This is a genomic window from Janthinobacterium sp. B9-8, assembly GCF_000969645.2.
Classification (GTDB): Bacteria; Pseudomonadota; Gammaproteobacteria; order Burkholderiales; family Chitinibacteraceae; genus Iodobacter.
On record NZ_CP014222.1, the window covers coordinates 3828480 to 3847909 of the forward strand.

General features: G+C 47.9%; 12 protein-coding genes. 6 read left to right on the forward strand and 6 right to left on the reverse strand.

Features of this window, described 5'->3' with window-relative positions; translation table 11 throughout:
- Window positions 1-31: 31 nt before the first annotated feature.
- From VN23_RS17270 to yihA, 6 genes are all read right to left on the reverse strand, one after another.
- Window positions 32-5974: an Hpt domain-containing protein gene (locus VN23_RS17270; RefSeq protein WP_046353682.1), complete on the reverse strand. Its 5943-nt coding sequence runs from the start codon at window positions 5972-5974 to the stop codon at window positions 32-34.
- Between the two features lie 223 nt (window positions 5975-6197).
- Window positions 6198-8369: a methyl-accepting chemotaxis protein gene (locus VN23_RS17275; protein ID WP_046353683.1), complete on the reverse strand. Its 2172-nt coding sequence runs from the start codon at window positions 8367-8369 to the stop codon at window positions 6198-6200.
- Window positions 8370-8568: 199 nt separating this feature from the next.
- Window positions 8569-9084, reverse strand: coding sequence for a chemotaxis protein CheW (locus VN23_RS17280; RefSeq protein WP_046353684.1), 516 nt, complete (start codon window positions 9082-9084; stop codon window positions 8569-8571).
- A gap of 277 nt (window positions 9085-9361) precedes the next feature.
- Complete coding sequence (locus VN23_RS17285) at window positions 9362-9724, reverse strand: response regulator transcription factor (RefSeq protein WP_046353685.1); 363 nt, start codon at window positions 9722-9724, stop codon at window positions 9362-9364.
- A 17-nt stretch (window positions 9725-9741) separates the two neighbouring features.
- Complete coding sequence (locus VN23_RS17290) at window positions 9742-10125, reverse strand: response regulator (RefSeq protein ID WP_046353686.1); 384 nt, start codon at window positions 10123-10125, stop codon at window positions 9742-9744.
- Window positions 10126-10438: 313 nt separating this feature from the next.
- On the reverse strand, window positions 10439-11092 hold the full coding sequence (gene yihA / locus VN23_RS17295; RefSeq protein ID WP_046353687.1) for a ribosome biogenesis GTP-binding protein YihA/YsxC: 654 nt from the start codon (window positions 11090-11092) through the stop codon (window positions 10439-10441).
- A 244-nt stretch (window positions 11093-11336) separates the two neighbouring features.
- Between yihA and VN23_RS17300 the strand changes: the two genes are divergently transcribed.
- The 6 genes from VN23_RS17300 (at window position 11337) to VN23_RS17325 (ending at window position 19402) form a co-directional block, all read left to right on the forward strand.
- Entirely contained in the window at window positions 11337-11954 is a 618-nt protein-coding gene (locus VN23_RS17300; protein ID WP_046353688.1) for a c-type cytochrome, read from the forward strand.
- A gap of 159 nt (window positions 11955-12113) precedes the next feature.
- The gene (locus tag VN23_RS17305) at window positions 12114-14126 is read left to right on the forward strand and encodes a cytochrome c biogenesis protein ResB (RefSeq protein ID WP_046353689.1); all 2013 of its coding nucleotides are present in this window, start codon (window positions 12114-12116) and stop codon (window positions 14124-14126) included.
- Window positions 14123-15253 (forward strand): c-type cytochrome biogenesis protein CcsB, encoded by a 1131-nt coding sequence (ccsB, locus tag VN23_RS17310; RefSeq protein WP_046353690.1) that lies wholly within the window; start codon window positions 14123-14125, stop codon window positions 15251-15253. Before VN23_RS17305 ends, ccsB begins: the two co-directional genes overlap by 4 nt.
- Before the next feature lie 296 nt (window positions 15254-15549).
- Complete coding sequence (locus VN23_RS17315) at window positions 15550-16905, forward strand: CheR family methyltransferase (RefSeq protein WP_046353691.1); 1356 nt, start codon at window positions 15550-15552, stop codon at window positions 16903-16905.
- 12 nt (window positions 16906-16917) lie between these two features.
- Window positions 16918-17919, forward strand: a complete 1002-nt coding sequence (locus VN23_RS17320; protein WP_046353692.1) for a chemotaxis protein CheW — start codon at window positions 16918-16920, stop codon at window positions 17917-17919.
- A gap of 31 nt (window positions 17920-17950) precedes the next feature.
- The gene (locus VN23_RS17325; protein WP_046353693.1) at window positions 17951-19402 is read left to right on the forward strand and encodes a HAMP domain-containing methyl-accepting chemotaxis protein; all 1452 of its coding nucleotides are present in this window, start codon (window positions 17951-17953) and stop codon (window positions 19400-19402) included.
- The last annotated feature ends 28 nt before the right edge of the window (window positions 19403-19430 follow it).

Consider the following 19430-nt stretch of genomic DNA (forward strand, 5'->3'; position numbering starts at 1 on the left):
CATCAAATGTATATTGAGTGCCCTCCACAAACTAAGCCCGAATAAACCCGCGTATCTGGCTTAGCAGCTCTTCTTCCTGATAAGGCTTACCTAGGAAAGCATTAACGCCCAGCTCGAATGCGTAATTCTTATGTTTATCCGCAGTACGCGAAGTAATCATAATGATAGGAATCTGACGTGTACCCTCGTTGGCACGCACATTGCGAGTCAACTCAAAACCATCCATACGCGGCATTTCAATATCCACCAGCATCACATCGGGTGTTACATCAGAAAGCTGTTGCAAAGCATCCACACCGTCTTTCGCTGTAAGCACCTGAAAGCCTTCACGAGCCAGCAAGCGCCCCGTGATTTTGCGCACAGTCAGGGAATCATCCACCACCATCACCAAAGGTGTGGTTTTGAGCGTTTCCGGGGCAGCAGATTCAGCAGTAATACTCCGTGTTTCACCATGTGCCAGCAGCAAAAGTGGATTCATAATCATCACCACATCGCCGTTACCCAGCACGGTAGCGCCTGTCACTCCTGGAATCCGCGCTAGCTGTGGCCCAATGGTCTTCACTACCACCTCTTGGTTACGCAACAGCTCATCCACATGCAAGGCCATACGCCCGGTACCGCTACGCAGCAACAATATAGTGTTATAGCGTTTTTGTTCTGGCACCGATTGCGCATCGCCCAACAACCTCGGGAAATACGCAAATGGATAGCGGTGATCCATCCACTCCTGGAAACGGCTCTCGTAAATCCGCTCCAATACGCCCAGCTTAATTTCCTGCACCTGCTCGATCATTCCCGAAGGAATAGCGAATTGCTGTCCACCCGCTTTCACCAGCACCACTTGGGTTACGGCAAGGGTTAAAGGCAGGTAAATGGTAAAGGTCGTTCCCACACCCGCCTGGCTGGATACGTCGATACGTCCACCCAAATCACCCAATTTATTTTTTACCACGTCCATGCCGATACCACGGCCTGAAATTGCAGTCAGCGAGCTCGCCGTACTGATGCCCGGCTCAAAAATCAGCTCGGTCACCATCTGATCGCTAGCATGAGCGGCCAGCAGACCTTTTTCCACGCCTTTAGCACGCAGCGTTTCCAGATCGAGGCCCTTACCATCGTCTTTTAGCACTAAGACCAGCTCGTTACCTTCTTGTCTTACTTCAACCTGCACTTCACCAAACTCGGACTTACCTAGGGCAACTCGTTGCTCGGTTGTTTCCAGACCATGATCGATGGCGTTGCGCAGCATATGCTCAAACGGCGACATCATTTGATCCAGCACCCCGCGATCGACTTCTACACGGCCACCACGCAGCTCCAGATTGACCTTCTTACCGACGTCCTTACCGGTCTGACGAGTCAGACGGTAGAGGCGATCAGATAAGCTGCTAAACGGCACCATGCGTACACGCATCAAGCTTTGTTGCAGCTCTTTGGTCATCCGCGCCTGCTGGCTAAGCGCAGCAGTAGAATCATCGTGATTTTTCAGCAAGTTTTGCTGAATAGTTGCCACGTCATTCACACTTTCAGCAATAAAACGCGTTACTTCCTGCAAACGGGTAAAACGATCAAATTCAAGCGGATCAAAGTTAGCCTCATGGCTTTCTTGTTCCTTCACCTTCGCCTGCATTTGCGATTCGGCTTGGATTTCCATCTCACGCAGCTGACTGCGCAAACGATTCACGTTTTCTGTTAAGTCGAGCAACGATGCTTTCATGGTGATCATTTCGGCATCAATACGCGATCGGGCAATCGAAACTTCACCGGCCTGATTCACCAGCTGATCCATCAGCTCTGATTTGACCCGGATCGTCGTACCGCTTTCTACATCGCCCTGATTGAGCGGAGCAACTTTAGCAGCGACAACCGGTTGTTTAACACCTTTTAATTCATCCGCTAAGGTTTGAATTAAATCAAAATCAGCATCAAGCGCGTCTAACAAAGCCGCGGAGTAGTGATTACCAGCAGCCAGCAAGCGGCTTTCCATTTGGTGAGCCACTTCCCCCATCCGCATCGCACCCGCCATCCGCGCGCTGCCTTTAAAGGTGTGTAAATCGCGCTTTAAAGCACTGGATTCTTGCTGCACTTCGGCTGGCACACGCAAACCACGCAAAGAGCCACTGATTTGCTGCATCAGCTCGTCTGCTTCTTCGATAAACACTGGCAAAAGCTGCTCATCAATATCATCGGCTTGCAGGCCATCCAGCTCAGATTGACGCTGCACATCGTGCTTATCCAGCAACTGCTCAAATGGCGTCAGCGATTCCATATCCAAGAGGCTGACCAACTGCTCTTCTTCGTCGGCGCTATCCAGATCATCTGGCTGATTCAGCAAGCCATCAAGCAACGGCGATAGAGCCTCAGACTCGTCTTTAGACTCATCAACTGCGGGTTCTGCCACTTCCTGTGTTTCAGCAACCTCGCTACTAAGCGGCTCTACCTCACCCTGTTGCTCAAACTCATTCACCGGCACCAGTGCTTCTGCCAACAGCTCGTGCTCTTTGAAGGCATCCGACAATTCAGAATCAATTTCTTCTATCAAAGACTCGGCAAACGCATCGTTAGCAAGCCCGGCTGGCTGATCCACCCCATCCAGCAGTTGCTCGTGCTCTTTGAAGCTATCCAGTTCAGAGTCAATTTCTACAACTAAAGGCTCAGCAAACACATCGCTGGCAAGCCCGGCTGGCTGAGCCAACCCATCCAGTAGTTGCTCGTGCTCTTTGAAACTATCCAGTTCAGAGTCAATTTCTACAGCTAAAGGCTCAGCAAACACATCGCTGGCAAGCCCGGCTGGCTGATCCAACCCATCCAGTAGTTGCTCGTGCTCTTTGAAGCTATTCAGTTCAGAATCAATTTCTGCAACTAAAGGCTCAGCAAACACATCGCTGGCAAGCCCGGCTGGCTGATCCAACCCATCCAGTAGTTGCTCGTGCTCTTTGAAGCTATCCAGTTCAGAATCAATTTCTGCAACTAAAGACTCAGCAAACACATCGCTGGTAAGCCCGGCTGGCTGATCCAACCCATCCAGCATCGGCTCAAGCTCTTTAAAGGCGTCCAGCTCTAGATCAACCTCTACTGCCAGCTGCTCAGTAAACGTATCGCTGACAAACTCTGGCTTGATCGCAAGATCAAGAGTGTCTTCAAGTGACAAATCTAACGGCTCAGCGAGCTCATCAAGAGCTGCTTCTGGCTCTACGCTCGCGATATCGTCTGCTTCAACCGCATCGGGCAGGTTAAACTCTGCCGCACTGCTATCAAGCAGTAAGGCTTCAGGCATAAGGACTACATTTTCTGCCTCAGGCTCGCTCTCAGCTAAACCATGCCCAAGATCGATCGCAACGCCTTCAGGCTCAGTGGGTTCATCCAAAGATATTTCATATGTTTCGGCTTGCAGATTTTGCAGGGCAAGGATTTCAGCCTCAGCAAAGCCTGGCGCTTCAAGAGCAAAAATAGACTTCAACATACTGCCGATTCGCTCTACAGCCTGATCCAGCGCGGGCTCCTGGCCGATCACCATTTCACCAAGTTGCTGCACTGCATGCTCGAGGGTGTAAGCCAATTCGCCTAAGCTGCGAAAGCCTGCAGTCGAAGCAATGCCACCGAGGGTATGAGCAGCCAAGAGATAGGCTGATGGATGGCTGTTTTTTCCGCCTTGCAAGGTCTGCAAATATTGAGCGGCTTCATTACGGAATAAGGAAAACAACGAGGACGATACCGTCACCGTACCGATTGTCACTTCGTCGCTGGCGCCCTGCTCACCCTCAAGCGATACGCTGTCTTCAAATGGGGCAGAAACCACATCAAGCTGGACTTTAAGCTGCTCTGCTGCAGCAATCAGATCACTACCTTCAACCTGAGCAACGCCATCACGGCCAAGCTGCTCCACCCACGTCGCAAACGCGGTATGCGCCTGGGCCAGTAATTGCAATAGCTCAGGCGTGGCGGTTTTTTCAATTTGCATCAGCTTATTGAGCAGTTGCTCAATGGCCCAGGCAACCTGAGCTAAGTGATTCAGCCCCACCATGCGGCCACTGCCTTTTAAGGTGTGGAAGCTGCGCCTTAAGACAGTAAGCGCCTCTCTGTCATGTGGAGTCTGCTGACAAACCAAGATTTGCTCGGCAATACTCGCCAGCACCTCAGCCGCTTCTTCTAAGAAGACTTCAAGCAGCTCGGCATCCACTGCTGCGTCACTTGCTGGCAATGGGCGCGATGGATCAGGTAAAGGTTTAACATGCTGCGGTGCAGGTTCGGCGTCAAGCTGCGGCTCTTCTTCCAGCTGTTCAAGCTCGTTTTGCACTGCATCGGGCTGCACCGAGCCAGCCAGCTTATCAATCATCACCAAGAGCGAGGCAGGCTCGTCTCTGTTTTGGGCAATGTTATCAATATAAAAACCAAGGCAGGATAAACCTTCGGCCAATAACTCCAGATCTTCTTGCGCAGGAAGCAGCAACTCACTCTGCGTAAACTGCTCAATTCGCTGCTGACAGCGTTGTAATAGCTCAACAGCCTGATGCTTCTCCAGCATCACCAAAGCGCCTTGAATCTGGCGCAGGCTAGGGTCAATTTTATTTAACTCTGCGCTACTGTCCGGTTTGCGGAACCAGCCATCAAGAATGTCTTCAACTCCCTGCAAATTGCTGCGCATTTCGTGCGCCAATTGCGCTTGTAATAAGCGCTCTTGTGCCTGCCGGGTGATTTCATCAAGTTGAGGCAGCTCATTTTTTACCGCTGGGTGCAGCAAGCGCAGGCACATGGCCTCCGCCTGGGCAGGAAAATCATCTGCCAAGAGAGGGTAAATCACTAGGCAGTTATCGATCAGCAATAATGCGGTGGCCACTTCAAGGGCATCTGCATCACTCGGCGCTTGATCATGCAAACGCTGCACAGCCACGGCAATCGCGGGCCATAGCTGATCCAGACCCGGAATCGCTAAAGGCTCAGCACGCGCGGATAGTGGCTCAAAATCGGCCATAAAGGTATTTAAGCGTTCAAACTGACCCGAACTGATTCTGCCCCAGCCTTCTTTACACGCATCCAGCTCTTCACGCAGGCTACGTGCCAATAAGACACGCAATGCGGATTCGGGCGACAATAAATCGCTATCTGCCCCCGGCAATAAGCTCTCTAAAGCAAAGCCTTTGCGTAATGCCAAAGCCAGTGTACTGCTGGTTTCCTGCATTAACAGGGCGTACAAAATATCACGGTATAAGCGCTCTGCAACTTTGCCTGAGCCCTCACTCAAACGGCGCAATTGCATATTAAGCCGCAAGATAAGCTGCTTCAGATCCAGATCTATATTTAAATCCAGTGGCCCTTGATGACGGCTTAAGCCATCGAGTAAACCAGCAGCGGCCCACCAAAAATGACGCGAAATAGCCAAGGATTGCGTGGCCGCAATTTCAGCTAGGCACTTGGCCATTACTCCCGCAGCGGCAGGCTCGTTACCAATCCAGCTCAGCAATACCGCTTCAAAACGCTGGCGGCGCAAACGAATAAAAGCACTCACGTCAGCGGCATCTACTGTACGAACAGGCAAACCCTTAGGCAGCTCCAGATCAGCAAGGTGCGGGAAAAACAACTCAGCACCGCTCTCTGAAGCCTGACGCAAAGCAGCCATCTTTTTAAAACTGCCAAGCAATCTTAAAGGCTGATTAGGCGCGCCTGCAGCAATTTGCTCCAGATAATGGCTGGCTTCTGCAATCGCTCTTTGGATAATGGTAAGCGTGTCAGGACTGATCTCATCCGAGGCGAGTGTTTGTTCGATTTCTTCACAAAAACGCGCAAGGCCAGTGAGCTCAACCATTTGCACTGCACCATAAGCCTGATGCAAAAAGGTTCGAGCATGTTTCAGCAGTGCGCTATCTTTGGTCTCGCCAAACTGAGCCAAAGCTTGCGATGCTTTTTGTAAAGTTTGCTCGATTTCGCTCTTAACCCAGACCAAAGAGCCCAGATCAAATTCGGTGTGCGCGCTCATTTAAAGCCTATTTTCAAGTAACACTTCAACATATTAGATGTAGGTTGGGTTAAGCGATCTATCGCCATAACCCAACGTCCTTATCAGCCTCTTGGCTTAGCAAGCGCCATCGCCTAAGTCTATAGGCGTCAACTTAAGTGCCAAACTTAACCTTTGCAGAATAAGTTTTCTGCAGGCGGGCTATACAGCCCCCTGCAGATGCCGTCAGCTAGCAATAGAAAAATTAAAGCTTAAAGCCCGAAGCGGAGTCTTTCAGCTCTTGCGCCAGAGACGTGAGCTGCCCCACCGCCGCCGCAGATTGCTTCGTCCCTGCTGTCGTTTGCTCGGTAATAGCCAAAATATCGCGCATGGACAAGTTAACCTTACTAGCCAGCTGGGTCTGATCTTCCGTTTCATGCGCAATCGATTCAATCAAACGCGCCAGATCACGGGAAACCTGACCAATCTCGGTCAGTGCCTGACCCGCGGCATCAGATAGTTTTGCCCCTTCAACCACACCCTGTGTTGAAACTTCCATCGCGGCTACCGCATCATGGGTATCGGTCTGAATCGTTTTCACAATCGCACTAATCTGCTTAGTCGCCTCGCCCGAACGTTCCGCCAGACGCTGTACTTCCTCAGCAACAATCGAGAAGCCGCGGCCTGCATCACCCGCTGCAGCAGCCTGAATCGCCGCATTCAAAGCCAAAACGTTGGTTTGTTCGGTAATGTCTGAAATCAATTCAACGATTTCACTAATTTCTTGCGAGCTTTCACCCAGACGCTTAATCCGCTTCGCCGTTTCCTGAATCTGCTCGCGAATGTCGCCCATACCCTTAATCTGATTCTGTACGGCCTCTGCACCCTTCTCTGCAGCCATCAGGGATGACTGCGCAACGTTGGCTGATTCGGCAGCATTGCTCGATACACCACGAATCGATGTCACCATCTGCTCAACCGTTTGATTGGTGCCTTCAATTTCTACAGATTGGCGTTCAGCAGCTGCCAGCAACTCATCAGAAATACCCTGCGCTTCTTGCGTGGCCGAAGTAACCTGCCCTGTTGCACGGTTAATCTTGGTAATCAGGGAGCGCAGCTCTTCAATCGTATAGTTAATCGAGTCAGCAATCGCCCCCGTCAGATCTTCAGTAACCGATGCACGAACGGTCAAATCTCCGTCAGCTAAATCGGCCATTTCATTCAGCAGGCGCAAAATCGCCTCCTGATTCTTTTTGTTCTCAGCTTCCAGTACCAAACGACGACGTACCGATTCCTGGTTAAATACCGCCACCAGTAAGTACAGAGCCAATAAAGCCACCACGATAAAAACAAACTCTAAAAGACCATTGACGATACTACCGGCGGTATTTTCATATGCATCCGCCAGTTCACTGGTTTCTTTCAATAGTTTTTCTGAGTCAGAAACGATACTTTGGCTGGCCATCCGCGAGCTCACCAAAGGCTGCATGTTTTTAGAGAACGAGGCCACAACCACTTCAAAGTCATTAAAACGCTTAGCAATTTCATTTAATTTAGCAATCATTTCAGGATTGCTAACCGCCCGCAGTTGCAGCTCTGTATTTTTGCCATCCAAAAACGCAGTCACGATTTCATCAAATAAAACCGCATCCTTACCCAATAAAGACACCACTTCAGGGTTGATCAGATCATCGCCGAAAACGGTGTTCGAGTTTTTCGCCATACGCTGCGATAACATCGATAGGAGATACGCGTGCTCCATTTCGCTTGCATTACCGCCATTTGCGGCCAGCAGTTTGGCGAAATCCTGTGTGTTTTCCAGTAATACGGCATCGTTACGGTTAATCGTAAATACAGACTGACCAATCGTCACCAAAGCTTTCTCTTGCTTCAGGATGGTATCTACTGTGGGGCGGGATGCATTGCTACTAAACGATTGCTTCCACGTCGCATTAATCGAGCTAATCAGCTTGGATGGGTTATGCGACAACAAGCTAACCAGCAAACCACCGCTCGACAGCTGCGTCAAATTGGCGTCAAAGCGAACATAAGCATCTTTCAAAATAGGGAACGCGTCTGCCTTACCCTGAACAGCCTGCGTAGATGCACGCGCAATACGCTGCGAAAGCATCTGCATTTCAGTAGAAATAGCACGACGCTCAGCGTTATAAGACGAAGCTTGAAACGCAAGAAACGCGGTAATGATAAACAAGCTGGCAGAAAGCAACATAACCGCTAGCAAAATAGCCATTTGCTGACGAATTGGCAGCGCCCCAATCACGGGTAATGGTTTTTTTACTTGTGTGTCATCCGACTCAGGCAGACTCAACTTCCCCATGATCCATGTTGTTTTTGTCGGCTCATAATTAGCCGCAACAGGAGCCGCTTGTTTGCTTCCGGAAAAAAGGCGTTTTACGCCATCCAGATTCAGTGCCATTTTGTGTTACTCCCAATCCCGTATCTATTTTTATGGGTGCTGCTCATTAAACAGACCATTTAAAACCACTACGCCCTCACCATCATCCAATGATGTATGAGAGCAATGGCAGGAACTCCCAGCTTACAGTCATAAACCGAGCTTTTTTATTACCCTGCCATGCTCTGGCCAAGGGGATGCTACATTTTTCAACAGCCCGCTACATTTGACCTGTCTGTAAAAAAGCAGGCTGTGCAACTAAGGCCTGAATATCTAAGCTGCGCCAAGAAATACCCACCGCATCGCGATATGCATCTCCTGTGCAAGCAGATGAGCGGCTAAGTGCAGAATCAGGCGTTAAATCTGCCAAATGCTTTAAACCAAGCATGCGATCAACCAACACCGCGCAATGCAAGATATGCCGGGGGTGCAAGAGCAATAATCTCGCGGCAGGGGTAGCGGATAAGCTGCCCGTGCCAAGAAACGCAGCCAGATCACTCACACTGACTAAATTACCTCGTAAATTCGCCACCCCTTTAAACCAGTGGTGAACCAAGGGAACAGTTGAAAGGGCTGGCACAGGCATCACCTCTGCCACGTCTGATAAATCAACCAGCCAATTCTCTCCGCCGATTCTCACGCCCAAACGAGCATCAACTTGAGCACTTGCTGCCACGCTTTTTAAACGCGCCATTACCCCTTCTTGATAATCGCGCAGGCTAATCCGTTTGGCCATGATTCTTCCGCTTAAATAAGCTGCAATTTAAAATACAACAGATCAAAATTCAGTCAATACCTGATTCACCTCAATAGGAGGCAGAAAATCATGCCGAAGAAACACTAAACGAGTAAATGGCTGACTCATTTTAGAATCAGCCATTCGCTTTAAAAATACGGACTAAATCTCACCTAAATGGCGTGATTTTGACCCGATTTTTGTGTTTCTTACAGATATATTGCAGCTTAATCAAGCAGCTCTATATCAAAGGCTTGGCATAGGAATAAGCTATTTTTTACAAAGCCGCAATTTTGGCAAGCAATTCCTGGGGGTCAACCGGTTTAACCACGTATTCCACGGCACCTTGTCTGCGTCCCCAAACCATATCTGTTTCCTGGTTCTTAGAAGTGCACATAATGATAGGAATATGCTTAGTCACTTCATCACGGCTAATTGTGCGAGTTGCTTGAAAGCCATTCATTCCCGGCATTACAACATCCATCAGAATTAAATCTGGCATTAATTCTTTAACTTTTGCCACCGCTTCCTCACCCGACTCTGCGGTGACGACTTGAAAACCATTCTTCGTAAGTAATTCACCTAGGAAATGACGCTCTGTTGGTGAATCATCGACGATAAATATTTTTTTGATACTCATTGGTGTCCTACCCATAGTCAAACGCTGCGAATATGCGCAGCAACAGCCTGCAATAGGCTGTCTTTAGTAAAAGGCTTAGTTAAATACTCATCAGACCCAACCATCCTGCCTCTGGCACGATCAAATAAACCATCTTTAGAGGACAGCATAATAACGGGGGTCGTTTTATATCGAGGATTTTTTTTAATCAGCGAGCAGGTTTGATAGCCATCAAGCCTTGGCATCATTACATCAACAAAAATCACATCGGGTAAACGATCGCTGATTTTAGCTAATGCATCAAAACCGTCTTCTGCAAGAATCACCTCGCAGCCAGCCTGCCCCAAAAAAATCTCCGCACTTCTGCGTATGGTATTGCTGTCATCAATCACCATGACTTTTACCCCGGCGAGCTGTGACATTACTTTTTTCCCCTCATCAATTTTCTTGGCATGGTTTTATCGGGAGCAAACAAAAATTATAATATTAGTGGGCAGTATATGCGCCCTATTTTATCTGCGCACATTCTTTGCCGCAAAATAATAGGCCAATACTAAGACAATAAGAAGATAAAGGGATATAGAAAAAAAAGAAACCCCGGTCTGAGCAGGCATTGACCGGGGTCATACAGGCTCTGGCGCGTTGCCAAAGCACCCGCTCAGGGAGGAAAAAGCGGGAGGTGCAGGGGCGCACCTAGAATCAAGATAGAACCCCGGCATAAAACTGCAAGCCTGTTTACTCCCCGTCTATCGGCTCCGGGTTTTCACCTTCGCTCTTAAGCTGCTCTGTCTGGTAATTCATGGCATCAAACCAGCCGCCAACGACCTTTTCAGTAATATCTGCCCCCAGCTTTTTAGAACTGGAAAACAGCTGAACTGTAATCATCGATTCGTCAGCAAACTCTGCCTCTACCTTACGCAAAATCGCAATTTGTTCCTGACGATTAAGCTTGTCACATTTGGTCAGAATGCAGTGAATAGGTTTGCCTGTTGGGCGGAACCAATCAAGCATTTGCCGATCAAGCTCGGTTAAAGGGCGACGGGAATCCATAATCAGCACGAGGCCAATCAGATTGCTCCGGCGTACCAGATACTGGCTTAGCAATTTTTCCCAGTGTTGCCTAACAGACACAGGTACTTCAGCGTAACCGTAGCCCGGCAGATCCACCAGCCGGTTATTGGCATTACCAAATTGAAAATAATTGATATGTTGAGTACGGCCCGGTGTTTTAGAAACAAAGGCAAGCCGTGTATGGTTAGCCAGTGTATTGATAGCACTGGACTTGCCGGCGTTGGAGCGTCCGGCGAATGCAACTTCCATACCGTCAGCCGGAAGAGCCTTCAGGTCGTTGACGGTTGTCAGGAATTGCAAGCCTTGGAAAAGCGACATTGGGTAACCACTGTGGTTTGTGAACGGGTCTTGTTATAGAATACCAGCAATTGAATAATCTTCGGCCGGTTCAACTTATTGCAAAATTGACTGCGGCGCTTGTACTGCGTGCTAAAAACAAAAAAATCCTCATTTACTCTAGTAAATTCCAGATTTTTTGTCTTACCTGCCCGGTACCTGCCCCACCCTATTTTGCAGCAAGCTGATTTATCCGGCTACTCGCACTTTTGAGGAGCAAATGCTTATGCGCCGTGCGCCTGTTGCAGCAATCATTGCCACACTATTAATGGTGGCCCCGACCGCATTTGCCGCTGGCGGCACTAAAGCAGATCCGGCAAAAGGTAAACAATTGGTCGAGCAAGTCTGCGCGGCCTGTCATGGTATCGATGGAAACAGCGCTGCATCTGCTAATCCCAGCCTTGCAGGCCAACATCCTGAATACATTGTAAAACAATTGGTCGAGTACAAGACGGCTAAGCGAAAAAATCCCGTTATGATGGGAATGGCAGCGCCTTTATCTCCTGCGGATATGGCTAATGTGGCGGAATACTTCTCTCAGCAGCCAGCCAAAGATCGTGGCGCATCTGATAAAGCGCTGATCGAAACCGGTAAAAAAATCTACCGTGGCGGCATTATGGCTAAGGGTGTTCCTGCCTGTATGGCCTGTCATGGCCCGTCTGGCGCAGGGATTCCCGGACAATATCCTCGCATGGGTGGCCAGCATTCGGCCTACACCTTGGCTCAGCTTAATACTTTCCGTAGCGGTGAGCGCACCAACAACAGTGTAATGACTGATGTTGCGGCCAGATTGTCTGATGCAGAAATCAAAGCCGTTGCTGAATATATTCAGGCACTGCATTAATTTAGACCGTAGAGCAGCACAAGCTGGCTAAATACGCCTGTGCTGCTACTCCTTACCGGAACTTTATTCGGTATCAGGGTTCTTTTAAGCTAGCTACAAACAACTGTAGTTGATTAACAGATCCCTAGAACAAGGGGCTTATGCCCCTTTTTGACTTCTATGACACCCAAAACTTCTTTTCTAAAAGCATGGTACGAATTATTTTCGTCGATGCGTTTTGCCGTAAGTCTGCTGACTATTCTTGCAATTGCTTCGATTATCGGCACCGTCCTCAAACAAAACGAACCTTACGCCAATTATAAAATTGAGTTTGGTGAATTCTGGTTTCAGATTTTTCACCCCTTAGGCCTGTTTGACGTTTACCACAGTGCATGGTTTTTACTGATACTTTGCTTTCTGGTGCTTTCCACCAGCTTATGTATCTGGCGGCAGTGGCCGGGAGTTTGGCGTGATATTCGCGGCTACCGCGAAAACGCCAGCAATAACTCGCTGCGCTTGATGTCGCACAATACCGAACTGGACAGCGAATTAGCCCCCGAAGAAGTGATTGATGCGCTAGCCAACCGAGGCTACCGCAGCCGTATTCGTGAAGAACACGGCCATGTCATGATTGCCGCCAAAAAAGGCAGCTTTCAGCGTCTGGGCTATTTATTTGCCCATGCCGCCATTGTCGTTATCTGCTTAGGCGGCTTGCTCGATGGCAATGTGCCGCTCAAACTAACCGAGCTATTTGGCTTTAAAACACCGGAAATACGCGACGTACCTCAAAGCAAAGTGCCCGAACAAAGCCGCTTGCCCGAAGATAATTTATCTTTCCGAGGCAACGTCACCCTGCCCGAAGGCTCGGTAGGAGATGTGGTCTTTTTAAACGCAGGCCAAGGTTATTTTGTACAAGAGCTGCCATTTGCACTGCGTTTGAATAAATTTTATATCGAGCATTACTCCACAGGGCAGCCTAAGCTCTTTGCCAGCGACATCGATTTACTCGATAAAAAAACCGGCAAAGTACTGCGCAGAGCCAAGGTAGAGGTCAATAAGCCCTTAATTTATAATGGTGTTGCCGTGTATCAAGCCAGCTTTGGCGATGGCGGCTCCTCGCTCGAAATGCGGCGCTGGGATTTAAACAATAACACCTCGCAAGCACTAAGTGCCCGCTCGCAAGCCAGCCAGGCAATTCAAATTAATGGCCAGCCTTACCAGCTAGAAATGGGTGATTTCCGCGCATTTAATATTGAAAACATGGGCAAAGTGGTTAATAACGCCATGGCCGTCAGTAAATTTGCCCAAGCAATGGCCTCTGCCCAGGCAGTGCAAAGCGAACACAATCTCAAAAATATCGGCCCATCGATTCAATTTAAATTGCGTGATAAAAACGGCCAGGCAATCGAATACCTGAATTATTTCTCCCCTTTCTTTGAAAAAAGCGCGGGCTACGCCGTAACGGGTATGCGCCGCGAAGTAGCAGCACCTTTCCAATTTGTCCGTATTCCTCTCGACAAGGAAATGGAAGCCAACACCTTTATGCGTTTACGAGCGGCTCTGCTAGATAAATCTCTCTACCCGGAAATTGCCCGCCGTACCGCAGCCAAAGCATTTCAAAGTGGCGGGATATCCAAAGAGGGCGAAGCCCAATTTAAAGATGTCACCATGGGTGTGCTCACCCGCTTTAGCGAAGGTGGCTTCCCTGCCATAGAAAGTTTTCTTGATGACAAAGTACCCAAAGATCAGCGCCAAACGGTTGCCCAAACCTATATCAAGATTCTGCAAGGCACAGTGATTGATGCAATGGATGTGGCGCAAGGACGCGCTGGCCAGCCGATACTGCCTATTGATGAGACACAATATCGCTTTCTGATGGATAGTCTGGTGGCGGTGAGCAGCTTATTTGAATACGGGCCGCCAATCTGGCTGGAAGCGAATCGCTTTGATGAAATCAAAGCCAGTGGCTTTCAGATTACCCGCGCTCCGGGCCAGAATATTGTTTATTTAGGCTCTCTATTATTGGTTATCGGTATCTTCTGCATGTTTTATATTCGTGAAAATCGCGTTTGGGTGCGCCTTGCCGCTGGCAAAACCTTAATCGCCATGAGTAGCAACCGCAAAAACTCCGATCTAGATCATGAATTTACCGAGCTAAGCTCGGCTCTGGCTGCCAAAGGAAAAACACGATGAGTCTCTCCAAGCGCCGTCTGTCACCGTTTGATATGGTGTTTGCCGGTCTGATTATTGCCTCAGGGCTATTTGCCTATAAGCGCTACGCCGCGTTTATGGATTATTACGAAGAAGGCATCTTACTTGGCACCGTGGCCGCCATCGTATGGTTTGGCCGTTTCTGGCCAGCGATGCGCGTATTTCTGCCGGTCAGCGCACTGTTCGCTCTTGCAGGGATTGGCCTGTATCAAAACTCGCTGGCTAATGGGCAAAGTGTTTTCTGGCTCAAATATATCCTCTCCAGCCAATCGGCCGTGATGTGGATGTGCGTGCTTTATCTTTTAGCCACACTAATGTATTGGCTGGGCATGTTGCGCCGCTCTGATACCGCTCTGGATATCGCCAGCAGCTTAACTTGGGCTGCAGCTTCCGCCGCGCTGATCTCTAAACTGGTGCGCTGGTATGAAAGCTATTTAATCGGCGCAGATGTAGGCCATATCCCTGTTTCCAATCTGTACGAAGTCTTTATTCTGTTTTGCCTGATTACCACCTTGATGTATCTGTACTACGAGCAAAAATTCAAAGCACAGGGCATGGCTAAAACCATGGGCGCATTTGTACTGCCCATCATTCTGGCCGCAGTTGGTTTTATTCTCTGGTATAGCGTTGATCGTCAGGCACATGAAATTCAGCCGCTCATCCCTGCCCTGCAATCCTGGTGGATGAAAATTCATGTACCGGCAAACTTTGTGGGCTACGGTGCATTTGCATTATCTGCGGGCTTGGCAACGGCTCAGCTTTTAGTTTCGCGTGGCATTCTGGTCAACCGCCTGCCTAGCTACGAAACGCTGGGCGAAGTGATGTACAAAGCGATATCCATCGGCTTTCTATTCTTTACCATCGCCACCATTTTAGGTGCGATGTGGGCTGCCGAAGCATGGGGCGGCTACTGGAGCTGGGATCCAAAAGAAACATGGGCGCTGATTGTATGGCTCAACTACGCATCATGGCTACATATGCGCTTAGTGAAAGGCTGGCGCGGCAATATACTGGCTTGGTGGGCACTGATTGGCTTGCTAGTCACCACCTTCGCTTTTATTGGTGTAAATATGTTTTTATCCGGCTTGCATTCATACGGCGGCTTATAAGCCATCTGCAACAACCCAAAGTGCCTCCATCTGTGGAGGCATTTTTTTACCTGCTACTTTCCGAATTGAACCATTTCACCACCTTTCCAGCAGCCCATCGCTTAAATAATAAGCCAGCATCTTTAATCAGGCCTTGGCCCGTTCTGCAAATTACTGACGAAAGAATTAAGCAATACCCTTGTAATTGCTTAATATAAAGTACAAGAATACTAGCGATCTATTTGACACTTAAGCAAAGCCAAACTAGCTTAAGTTATATCTTTTCACTGACTACACACCTAAAACACTTGAGGCCAATGATGAAAGCGGCTTGGTTTGATGATCTAATCCGCTTGGTTTTAACTCGCACCGGCATTGTCGTTCGCGAGCAGGACGGCCTGTGCAAAGAAATCGAAATCTTAAGTAGCAAGCAACTGGGTTTAAATCCGCAGGAACTACTCCTTGCCTTGCAATTTAGCGAAACTGAATCCAGCAAAGTGTGGCGTGAGATATTGTCCCTGCTCACGGTAAGTGAATCTTATTTTTTCCGCGATCAGGGCCAATATCATTTACTGCGCGAACACATTTTGCCAGAGCTTATTGCACAAAAAAGAGAACAAAAGCAGCTGCGTATCTGGAGTGCGGCTTGCTCTTCCGGTGAAGAAGCTTATTCAATTGCTATTTTAATCAGCCAATTGCTGCCCGGCCTAAGCGGCGATTCGCAGTGGGATATCCGTATTGTGGCGAGCGATATCAATCAGGATATTTTAGATAAAGCCCGCACAGGCATCTATAGCGCATGGTCATTCAGACGAGTAGACCCCGCCATACAGAAAATGTATTTCACCCAGCAAGGTAATAGCTGGAAAATCAACCCGGATATCCAAAACAAAGTACATTTTTGCTATAACAATCTACTTGAGGACTCTTTTCCCGATTTTAATTCCGACCTGCATGATTTTGATTTAATTATTTGCCGTAATGTATTTATTTATTTTTTACCTGAAACTGTAAATAAAATTGCACAAAAATTTGTGGCTAGCCTGAATGAATCCGCTTATTTAATGACCGGGCATGGTGAGCTGGGATTACGGGAGACTCAAGGACTGGTGGGCAAAAGTATTGATAATCTTCTCATATATAAAAAACAATCCGCAGCAATCATTGCCCCCAGGATAATTGAATCTGCGCCGCATATAAAAAAAACAAGAATCATTTCAACACCTATACCAAAAAGCATTCCTGTCGCTAGCAGCCAATACATAAAACCTGCAATTTCCTTTGCGGAGCTATTACAACAGGCAAAAACAAAAGCAAACCAAGGCCAATATGAACTCGCTATTTTAGATTGCAGGCAGGCAATCCGTATTAACGAAGCATCACCTCACCCGCATTTTATCCTAGCACAAATTGCAGAAATACAAGGCCAGCGGCAGGAAAGTAAAATCATGCTCAAGAAATCTTTATATTTAGATCATGATTTCTTACCTGCTTATGTTGAATTATTTAATATTTATATGCAAGAAGGCAATAAAAAAACAGCTGGAAAAATGTTAGATAGCGCTTTGCATATTGTGCGCAATTTACCAAGCCATTCCCCCGTTATGCACTATGACGAAACCAGCGCCGGTGAGCTATTGGCTCTATTAGAGCAATTTCAAACTAGCTTATAAGTGGTGAAAGCGATGAGCAATAATTTATATTTTATTTTCAGCGTAAATAACTCTCTCTATGCCATTGATGCATTAGCCGTCAATATGACCTTCGGGCTGCCTGCTATTCGCAATATGGAAGAAGCGCCTCATTATATTGCCGGAGTCATTAATTTACGTGGCCGCATTATTCCAATTTTAGATTTAAATTTGCTGCTAGGCGGCAATGAGCAAGAAAAAAATCTATCCGATGCTGTATTGGTTATGCAGGGTGATCAAACCTTGCTTGGCATGATTGTGAATGAAGTGCTGGATGTAATTAATATTTCTACTGAGCAAATAGATCCCCCTCCCCGGCATGAAAGTGCACATCAGCGGCATCCCTCACTTGTATTAGGAATGGCAAGGGTAGATGAGCAAATTATTAGCATCCTTGATCACCATCGCTTATTGGCGCAAGACTTAATATTGGATGAGCAGAACTTTGCAGATCTGCCTAAAAATACGGACGCAATGAGCGATACGGATAAAGGCATATTACAAAAACGTGCTGCTGAATTAATACGCCAAGTAGAAGATGATAGCGGAACAGAAACTTTGCAACTTGCCGTTATTTTGCTAGGGCAAGAATACTTTGGCATGGATATTCGCTATGTAAATGAATTTACCAAAATTAAAAATATTATTCCCCTGCCTAATTGCCCGCAGCATGTACTGGGAAATATGAATTTACGCGGCAGCATCCTCACTATTATTGATATCCGCCATACCTTAGGAATGCACTCAGCGAGCTTTAACCAAAGCGCCAAGATTGTAGTTAGCTCGGCCAGCGATATTCTGGTTGGCGTCGCCGTAGATGAAATCGACGATATTGTACAAATCAACCCGGTAGAAGTGGTGCCTTTGCCTGCATCAACGCACCCCGAGGTGCTGCGCTATATGATGGGCACCATTCACTATAACCAGAAAGCCATGACCATTCTTAATTTACCAGAGATTTTAAAAAACAAAGATTTAATCGTAAACGAGCGTTAGCACTGGTGAGTGATCACCTAAGGAGATCGTCATGTTTGAAAAATTAAAACTCAAATATAGCATTTTGCTAGGCTATGTTTTGCCGCTGCTATTTTTAGTGCTGGTTGGTATTCTGGTCTACAAAAATATTAAAGAGGCTGAAGAAGAATCGCAGCTGGTGCAACAATCGCAGAGCACCATGCAAAAAATCATCATGCTGCAATACCATATCGCCGCTTTTCAGCGCGCGGCACGGGGCGCAATTATTTTCAAAACCGATGCCGTTTTTAAAAATTACCAGAGCCACTCTGATGGATATAAAGCGTCGCTCGCCGATCTGGATGAAATGATTAAAGACGGCAAGCAAAAAGAAATATTTAAAAATATTAAAACCCTAGGTGATGAGCTGTTGAATGACACTACTGAATATATACGTTTAGTCGATGCTGGGAATAATGAATCCGCCGCCGCGATATTTCGCACAGGCAAAACATTGGGGCCAGCGGCCGAGTTGAATAAATTACTCGATGAATTTCAGAAGGCTAAAGATGAAACCATGAAAGAGCAGCAAAAACTAGCTGCAGATGCCTTTAGCGCCCTGCTCAGTACCTTGGTTTACGGCATCATCGGGTCGACTCTAGTAGCGATAGGTCTCGGCTTATTTATTGCCTCTCGCATCACACGTACCATCAATGTGGCCATCAATGCCGCCGCCGCAACCTCTAGCGAAATTGCCGCAACCATTGCCCAGCATGAACGCACTGCTAATCAACAGGCGGCCATGACCAATGAAATGACCACCACACTTGAAGAGCTCTCTGTTTCATCCCGCCAGTCTTCAGACCAATCTACCAATGCCGCCGATATGGCAAGAAACGCCAGCACGATGACCGAAGACGGCAACGAAGCGATCAGGCAGGTGGTTGAAGCAATGAGTGGTTTAAAAATGAAAATTGGTGCCATTGCCGAGCAAATTCTCTCGCTGTCCGAGCAAACCGGGCAAATTGGCACCATCACCGAGCTGGTTAAAGACTTATCTAATCAAATTAATATGCTGGCTTTAAATGCTGCAGTAGAGGCCGCGCGTGCAGGCGAACATGGCAAGGGGTTTTCTGTAGTTGCTGCTGAAGTGCGCAAACTATCGGTGGAGAGTAAAAAATCAGCAGAGCAAGCTAAGGGTATTGTTTCCGGCATTCAAAAGGCATCAGACACCACCATCATGCGCACGGAGGAAGGCACGCGCAATATCGAAACCGTGATGGGCATTGTTTCCAGGGTAAACGAGCTATTTGAATCGATTTCCAGTTTATCTAATCAGGTCTACCAAAGCTCCCAACAGGGTGCGCTCAATGCTAAACAGCAAACCGCGGCCATTGCCGAAGTGGTTGGGGCAGCAAACACCATGAATGCCGGGGCCAAGGAAACCGCAGCGGGTATTACCCAAACCAAGGTGGGCATACAAAACTTGAACGAAGCAAATAACAAGCTCAAAGCGATTGTTTGATAGTAAAACGGCGGCCCGCGTCCGCCCG

Bases quoted from the DNA above. Each gene is read 5' to 3' on its own strand.
- VN23_RS17285 (WP_046353685.1), bottom strand. From the start codon at position 9,724: ATGAGTATCAAAAAAATATTTATCGTCGATGATTCACCAACAGAGCGT.
- VN23_RS17325 (WP_046353693.1), top strand. From the start codon at position 17,951: ATGTTTGAAAAATTAAAACTCAAATATAGCATTTTGCTAGGCTATGTT.
- VN23_RS17280 (WP_046353684.1), bottom strand. From the start codon at position 9,084: ATGGCCAAACGGATTAGCCTGCGCGATTATCAAGAAGGGGTAATGGCG.
- VN23_RS17320 (WP_046353692.1), top strand. From the start codon at position 16,918: ATGAGCAATAATTTATATTTTATTTTCAGCGTAAATAACTCTCTCTAT.
- ccsB (WP_046353690.1), top strand. From the start codon at position 14,123: ATGAGTCTCTCCAAGCGCCGTCTGTCACCGTTTGATATGGTGTTTGCC.
- VN23_RS17300 (WP_046353688.1), top strand. From the start codon at position 11,337: ATGCGCCGTGCGCCTGTTGCAGCAATCATTGCCACACTATTAATGGTG.
- VN23_RS17305 (WP_046353689.1), top strand. From the start codon at position 12,114: ATGACACCCAAAACTTCTTTTCTAAAAGCATGGTACGAATTATTTTCG.
- VN23_RS17275 (WP_046353683.1), bottom strand. From the start codon at position 8,369: ATGGCACTGAATCTGGATGGCGTAAAACGCCTTTTTTCCGGAAGCAAA.
- VN23_RS17315 (WP_046353691.1), top strand. From the start codon at position 15,550: ATGATGAAAGCGGCTTGGTTTGATGATCTAATCCGCTTGGTTTTAACT.
- VN23_RS17270 (WP_046353682.1), bottom strand. From the start codon at position 5,974: ATGAGCGCGCACACCGAATTTGATCTGGGCTCTTTGGTCTGGGTTAAG.
- yihA (WP_046353687.1), bottom strand. From the start codon at position 11,092: ATGTCGCTTTTCCAAGGCTTGCAATTCCTGACAACCGTCAACGACCTG.
- VN23_RS17290 (WP_046353686.1), bottom strand. From the start codon at position 10,125: ATGTCACAGCTCGCCGGGGTAAAAGTCATGGTGATTGATGACAGCAAT.